At 44.3% G+C, this 7,451-nt stretch carries 5 protein-coding genes; 1 reads left to right on the forward strand and 4 read right to left on the reverse strand.

The annotated features are described in order from the left end of the window. Positions 1-232 precede the first annotated feature (232 nt). Together F6K52_RS28645 and F6K52_RS28650 are read right to left on the reverse strand one after the other, a co-directional pair. On the reverse strand, positions 233-832 hold the full coding sequence (locus tag F6K52_RS28645; protein ID WP_293086658.1) for a hypothetical protein: 600 nt from the start codon (positions 830-832) through the stop codon (positions 233-235). Positions 833-1,134: 302 nt separating this feature from the next. Next, entirely contained in the window at positions 1,135-1,275 is a 141-nt protein-coding gene (locus F6K52_RS28650; protein WP_293086661.1) for a hypothetical protein, read from the reverse strand. Between the two features lie 22 nt (positions 1,276-1,297). Here F6K52_RS28650 and F6K52_RS28655 point away from each other — a divergent pair, with 22 nt between their 5' ends. After that, positions 1,298-5,359 (forward strand): filamentous hemagglutinin N-terminal domain-containing protein, encoded by a 4,062-nt coding sequence (locus tag F6K52_RS28655; RefSeq protein WP_293086664.1) that lies wholly within the window; start codon positions 1,298-1,300, stop codon positions 5,357-5,359. A 223-nt stretch (positions 5,360-5,582) separates the two neighbouring features. Here the strand turns inward: F6K52_RS28655 and F6K52_RS28660 are convergent, their stop codons facing one another. Both F6K52_RS28660 and F6K52_RS28665 read right to left on the reverse strand, forming a co-directional pair. After that, a complete protein-coding gene (locus F6K52_RS28660) occupies positions 5,583-6,440 on the reverse strand; it encodes an ion channel (protein ID WP_293086667.1) in 858 nt (285 codons plus the stop codon). A gap of 183 nt (positions 6,441-6,623) precedes the next feature. Continuing rightward, the gene (locus F6K52_RS28665) at positions 6,624-7,313 is read right to left on the reverse strand and encodes a hypothetical protein (protein WP_293086670.1); all 690 of its coding nucleotides are present in this window, start codon (positions 7,311-7,313) and stop codon (positions 6,624-6,626) included. Positions 7,314-7,451: the final 138 nt, after the last annotated feature.

A 7,451-nucleotide genomic window follows, 5' to 3' on the forward strand; every position in this document is an offset into this window, starting at 1 on the left:
GTAAAACTTATTGATTAGCGTGATTTGCGCGGTCTTGGGGGTTTCCCCCATGAGCGACTGCATCAAGACAAGGCTCAACTGTCTTACGGTAACTTCTAACCATGAGCGACTGCCGTGGTTTCCCCCACTCGCTATTGCATCAAGACACAGGCATCTTGCCTGTTACAGTTTTCGGGCAGGCAGGATGCCCACCCAACTCCTATTCATTCGTTAATTCAGCAACGCCAATATATCAATAATTGCGATTAAATCGATCATTATCTCTGTATCCTGCATTGTCTATGTTATTGTTACTATTTCGATTTCCAGGGAATGTCTGAGGGTCAACCACGCACCGGAAAGAGCGAGGTCTTCCGTCCCGAAAATCTTTTGTCCCACCACCACAGACAAATTTTTCATTAATCTGTTGACCATTAATCGTGCCTTTTACCCGATAACCGTAAGCACCGTCATGGGTAGGTTTGAACCAAATATTATAACGGTTGTCAGTACCAAAGGCTTTTCGGAGTTCACCCTTGAGTTTGGCTTTACGAATCACCTGAGCATCAAACTTATCTTCTTTGAGATACAGCACATAGACATCAAGATCTATTTTGTCTTCCTTGTCTGTGTCTACAGGAGAGTCATCAGCAGCATTGCGGAGAATAACATCAACCGCATTAACCACATCCTCAAAAGCTGGTTCGTTTCTAAAGCCAACAGTGACTTTATATGCTCCCACCACTCTTGTTTCATGAGCGCGAGCCGGGATTGCAGATAGCGCCATTATACCAATCAGTGCCGCCGTTTTACAGGCAGATCCAATTTGACGAATTGTCAAAGAAAGTGTCATCGAATATATTTGAATATTATCAACATACTGTGCCTTTCCTATTCAAATCTATTTTTATCAATTATCTTATTAAATTTTCATTAAAATCATCTTTTAACTAACATCTCGCACTTCAGAATGTAGTATTAATAGAACACGGAAGCGGCAAGGAAACAGCCCTGCCACAATACTGGGAATTAGGGGATGCAACGCTTTTTTACAGCATTGAAGCAACGGAGGCTTTTCCAAAATCCATACGATCGCTCATTAATACTTCAATTGAGCAACCCCGAGGGTTTAATTGAAGCTGCAAGCTCTCAGTGCTAGACAGGTGTTGCTCTGACCAACAATGCCGGGAAATCTAAGACTGAGAGTAATCGGCCAGACAATTCCATGGAAAGCGATCGCATCCCCTTTACCCACAAAGCTAATTCCCTCACACAAAGCCAACCCAGAGAACCCATTTCACTAATGCAATTGGGCTTAATGGGATTGCTCCAATTTGGAAGTCTATGTTTATTTATCCAGCATTCCAGCCTAGCCCAAATTACCCCAGATAGTACCTTGGGGAATGAAAATTCAATAGTGACTCCCAATCAGACTATCCGTGATGCCGCAGCAGATTTAATCGAAGGGGGAGCAATACGAGATAGTAATCTCTTCCACAGTTTTCTGGAATTTAATGTTGGTAATGGTCAACGAGTGTATTTTGCTAATCCCGATGGTATTACTAATATTTTGACTCGTGTCACTGGCAACAACCTCTCTCAAATTCTCGGCACCTTAGGAGTAAACGGTAGCGCTAATTTATTCTTGCTTAATCCCAATGGTATTAACTTTGGAAGCAATGCGAGCTTAGATGTGGCAGGCTCCTTTTTCGCTAGCACTGCTGATAGTGCAGTATTTGACAATGGTTTCAACTTTAGCGCTACTGATCCAAATGCCCCACCACTGTTAACCATCAATATTCCCATGGGTTTGCAATATGGTAGCAATCCAGGCCCAGTAAACGTTATTGGAGCTACTTTAGGCATTGAGCTTCGCTCACGCTTTGCGATCGAGACAGGCCAAACTATGGCCTTACTTGGGGGTGAGGTGAATCTCAACGGTGCGACCCTGCAAGTGCCAGGGGGACGGGTGGAATTAGGAGGATTATCCAGTCCAGGAACCGTTACGCTCAATGGTGCGACATCCGTTAGTTTCCCCGATGGAGTCCAACGAGCTAATGTTTCTTTAACCAACGGTAGCTTGGTAGATGTCACCTCAGTCAATGCTGGAACTATTGCCATCAATGGTTCTAACTTCGACATGTCAGCCAGTGAGTTACAAGCTGGATTGACTTCACAGACGACATCGATACCAGATGCTGTAGCTGGCAATATCAGTATTAATGCTAATGGTAATACCAATCTCAGTGACAGGAGTTTGATTGCTAATGATTTACTAACAGGAGCGATAGGCAATGGTGGTTTGATTGAGCTAACCACTAGCGACCTTACCATCACTGGTGGGTCAAGAATTCAAACCGTTACCAATGGCAATGGCGCATCAGGAGATATTGAGATTAATGCTAATGGTGAGATTAATATCTCCGGTTTTACTGAGGATGGGTTATTTAGTGGGATTCTGACTCGTTCCGCTGTTGACACCAGTGGTCCGGGTGGCAATATTACCATTAACAATGACCAAGGGTCACTGAATCTAGCTAATCGGGGATTTATCGGTACAGTTACCAATAGTAGTAGTAATGGCGGTGCGATCGCATTCAATCTCAATACCTTAGTCCTGGAAACTGGCGGACAGATTGTCACTGCTACCACCAACCTAGGTAATGCTGGGGATATAACTATTAACGCTACCGAAAGTGTGACTATATCTGGAGAAAGTCAGGATTTTATCCCTAATCCTTTCCTGGACTTAGATACCTTTGACTTAAATGCTCTAGAGTTTATTACTCAACCCAATCCCAACGTGGCGGAATCTGGACCTGGGGGAATACCCTATGTTTCCATTGAACGGACTCCAGAACAGATTATTAATGGCACCACGGTATTGGGGTCAGCCGAAAATCAAGTCGATTACTTTTCCTTCAGTATCACCACTAGCAACAGTCGAGCTATTTTCGACATCGACAATGGCCTTACAGAGGAAGACGGTAGCCTAGTTACCAAGATTTTCCTGTTTAATCAAGGTACAGGAGAATTATTAGAGGTCAATAATTTTTCTTTGGTTACTGATGGTGCTGGTGGCAGTTTACCATTCTTTGGCGATTTCACCACAGACGCCTATATTGATACCACCATTACCTCTCCAGGGGTTTACTTACTCGGAGTCGCTGCCTATGGCTCTGATGCTACTAATAATCAATTGATCGAAGGCACAACAGCAAAAGTGGGGGACACTTACACCCTGCAAGTGTCTTTAGAAAACCAAGGTACTGAGGGAGTCTCTTTACCCGAAAATCCTTTAAATCCGGCTAACTTTAATCCGAATGTGGAAGCCAGAAGCGGCTTATTTTCTGAATCGAGAGGTACAGGGGATGGTGGGAGCTTAAGAATCAATACCCCAAAATTGATACTTAACAATGGTGGCATAATTTCTAGCGATAGCTTTGATGCAGGTGCTGCTGGCAATATTACCTTCAATGTCGGCTCATTGCTGGAAGTCAATCCATTAAGCTTAATCTCAAGCATTGCCGAGGGTAATGGTAATGCGGGCACAATCGTGATTGATACCAAACAATTGCAGGTGAACGGGGGTATTCTCAGAAGCAACACCTTCAGCTCAGGTAATGCTGGTGAGATTACCATTACCGCCACAGAATCTGTGATGCTCGGAGGTACAACACTTTTGGGACCGAATGGGTTAATCCGAAGCCAGAGCCGACCTGGAGCAACTGGGAATTCAGGGATGGTGGTTATTGACACTCCAGTTTTGCAATTGCGTAATGGTGCTCAGATCACCACCATTAATCGGGGGGATGGGGATGGGGGCAGTATAACAGTAACAGCTAAGGAAGTCTCAGCCATTGGTAGCTCACCTAATCGTAGATTTCCCAGCGCTTTGGCCACAGCGACAGTGGGCAAAGGCTCTGGCGGCCATATAACCATTGAAACCGAGCGTTTGGTTGTTAGTGATGGAGCATTCTTTACTTCTGCTACATCTGGACATTCGGATGCCGGAAATATTACAGTCTACGCCTCCGAGTCCGTAGATGTGATTGGCACTGATGCAAGAGGTCTAATCCCTAGCAACCTATCCACCAGTGGACAAGACCCTTCTACTAATACGCCAATTACTGGGAAGGGGGGCGATATACTGATTGAAACTGGGCGTTTGCGAGTGTCAGAAGGGGGAGGTCTCTTTGCCTCTGCGGTTGGTGCTGGGGATGCTGGCAATATTACCATTCGAGCCACTGAGGTGGAGATCAGTGATGCTTTTGAAGGTTTTACTGACCTGGTCAGTGGTGTGTTCGTTTCCGTGCGTCCAGGAGCCACTGGCAATGGCGGTAAATTAGAGATAGATGCTGAACGGTTGCACATCTTCAATGGTGGACAGCTGATTGCTTCTAGCTTAGGGGATGGTGCAGCTGGGGATATCATCCTCAATGTTAATGACATAGAGGTCACTGGTATTTCAGAGGAAGGTCGGTTTTCTAGTCAGATTGCTGCCTTCTCAGAGGGTAACTCTCCTGCGGGTTCGGTGACCATTACCAGCAATAACTTGACCGTTCGCGATCGCGCGGAAATCTCGGTCAGTGCTCGTGGTAATGGGGATAATGCTAAGGCTGGTAATCTTGACATTACTGCTGATTCGATTTTATTAGACCAGAGCGCTACCCTAAGCGCGGAAGTCCGTGCTGGAGATCAGGGCAATATTATCCTGGATTCTGAGCTGATCTTGATACGCGATCGCAGTAAAATCACTACTAATGCCGAAGGTGATGCCACTGGCGGTAATATTACTATCGATACTGACTTGCTAGTTGCCCTAGAAGATAGCGATATCACTGCCAATGCTGAAAATAGCTTTGGGGGACGAGTAATTATCAATGCTTTAGGCATTTTTGGTACTGAATTTCGGGAACAACAAACTGCAGAAAGTGATATTACTGCTTCTTCCCAACTGGGAGCTTCCTTTAGCGGTACTGTGGAAATTAATGGACGATCCTCCGACCCTAGCGCGGGATTATTCGAGCTACCAGACAATTTTGTTAATCCCAAACTGCTAGTTGCCACTGGTTGCGGTACCAATCTCGGCAATCAATTTACCCAAATTGGGCGGGGTGGCTTACCCACAGACCCCACTCAACCTCTTGTAGGTCAAACCCTGTGGATGGATTTACGGCCATTACCTCGCCACACCGCTCGCCGTAGGAAAAATCCTGATAATGCTTCATTGCCTAATCCAGCTAACTCACGTCGGTCTAGAATTGTTGAAGCTAATCGATGGATTATTAATAAGGACGGAGTGGTCGAGTTAGTGGCTGATTCAGTTCAATCTAGTCCGTTTATTTCCTGGTTTGATCCTTATTATTGTGTACGGTAAGAGCACTTGGGTAATAGAAAATAAGGTAAGCTATCAGCTTATGTGCTACGCACACGCGTGCGCGTTCAGCTATCAGCTATCAGCTATCAGCTTATGTGCTACGCACACGCGTGCGCGTTCAGCTATCAGCTATCAGCTATCAGCTCAAGTAGCGTATGCTGACTGCTGACTGCTGACTGCTGACTGCTTACCTTATAACTATGAAAAACCCTATAAATTGCTATTACTTCACATCATGAAAGTGGCTATAATCAATAATTCTACTGCCGTCTGATTTCCTATCAAACATATCTACAAAACGCCTATCCCACAAAATTTCTGATGCAGTGTAAGAGTGACGAGTATGAATAGTCTGGGAAACCGTTTCATCAATACCAACTAAGGTGATAACAAGTGTGGCTTCCATGTCAGCAAGAGACTCTGGTGTTTCCCCATATAAAGGACTACTTTCATCAATTGGATGCATCACTGTCCAAGTTAGAACAAAGCTAGGGGTTTGGCTACGCAACAGTTTGAGGTCGTAGAATCGACGCATGGATTCCCCTTCCAAAGTTACTTCATTGCGCAGCAAACTTACCCTGAGCTGAGCTTCGAGAATCCGATTCTCCCGTTCATTGGCAGCGCGGAACATGAGGGTAGTTACACCATTATGGGGCGCAATCACTGCCCTACGACTGAAGATGACTCTGGCAGTAGGGCGAGAGAAGCGGGCAAACATTAGTCCCGTTGCCATGGCTAGGGCCATCAAACCCACTAGAGCTTCTATGGTAACGATGATATTAGCATAAGAGGTGACGGGATACATGGCACCATAACCAATGGATGCCATGGTCTGAACACTAAAGAAAAAGACATCTAAAAAAGCACCTGGACGGGCATTTTCAATACAATTTCCTCCAGCTAGGTACAATAGGGCAAAGACGATGTTGATGGTTAAATAACAAACCGCAATTAGTCCGAAAAATATTGGCCAATTAACGGTCAACATTATATGATAAGGGTCACGCCAATGGTTATGGGATGACCCTTTGATAATTACATCTAATTGTCGTCTAGGTCTAGTTCGTTGAGCGATGCGCATCTTAGTTAGTTGAAACTGGTTAATAGCAATTTTTATTAGAGATTTTACCGTAAGCTATCAGCTTATGCTTCACAGGCTGGAAGCCTGTGCCACCTTATGCTTCACAGGCTGGAAGCCTGTGCCACGATAGGATACTTTTGAATAAAATAAGCTGACCGCTGACCGCTGACTGCTGACCGCTGACTATTTTTTTAAATTATTTATCGATTGATTTACTTGATTTTGTAGTGCCGGACTAGCGTCTAATTTGAGACTTTCTAAAGCGGAAATAGCATTTTTTTTGACACTTTGGTTTTTAGAATTAGTTCCCAAGTCTTCCAAGGATTTAACCGCCTGTTGCTGCACAGTAGTGTCTTTCGACTCTTTCGCTACTGCTTCTATATCTTGAATAACCTCTTGTTTAACCTTGATATCTTCTGAGACAATTCCCAATTCTTCCTTAGCTGCAATCGTTGCTTGTATGGCTTGAGTTTTTTGCTGCGTAGCTTCTTGAACTTCTAGGTTTAAATTAGTAATGGTTGATGCTGTGCTAAATACACTAGGAAAAAACAACCCCAAGGTTAAGGCTAAACCAATTACCTTGAACTTAGATTTTCTAAATACTAAAACATCACTCAACAAAAACGTCCCAATCACAGCACTAATCATACCTAGAAATAGGTTGGCTGGTAGCAAACACAAAAAAGAGCTACAAGCTGGGGAATTAACTGGTGAACTAGAGGGTGGCTGTACTACTTCTAAAACAATCTTGGTTAAGCCACCAACAGCTCCAGGGGCTGCCACATAAGTAACTAGCTCATTCATGGTCATTTCTTCTGACGAAGTGGCTTCTGGTTCATAGGGTTTAGAGATATTAGATTGAGGGTTATTCATCCTGTCTTTAAGTTATATAACTATATAATTTATCTATAGCAAAGGGAGCAGGGAGTAGGGAGTAGGGAGTAGGGAGTAGGGAGTAGCTGACCGCTGACCGCTGATAGCTGTTCGCGTAGCGTGATTTATTCAGTAAGT

The sequence above is a fragment of the Moorena sp. SIO3H5 genome (assembly GCF_010692395.1).
GTDB lineage: Bacteria > Cyanobacteriota > Cyanobacteriia > Cyanobacteriales > Coleofasciculaceae > Moorena.

Coding starts and splice junctions, on each gene's coding strand:
- F6K52_RS28650 (WP_293086661.1), bottom strand. CDS start 1,275: ATGGGTTCTCTGGGTTGGCTTTGTGTGAGGGAATTAGCTTTGTGGGTA.
- F6K52_RS28655 (WP_293086664.1), top strand. CDS start 1,298: ATGGGATTGCTCCAATTTGGAAGTCTATGTTTATTTATCCAGCATTCC.
- F6K52_RS28665 (WP_293086670.1), bottom strand. CDS start 7,313: ATGAATAACCCTCAATCTAATATCTCTAAACCCTATGAACCAGAAGCC.
- F6K52_RS28645 (WP_293086658.1), bottom strand. CDS start 832: ATGACACTTTCTTTGACAATTCGTCAAATTGGATCTGCCTGTAAAACG.
- F6K52_RS28660 (WP_293086667.1), bottom strand. CDS start 6,440: ATGCGCATCGCTCAACGAACTAGACCTAGACGACAATTAGATGTAATT.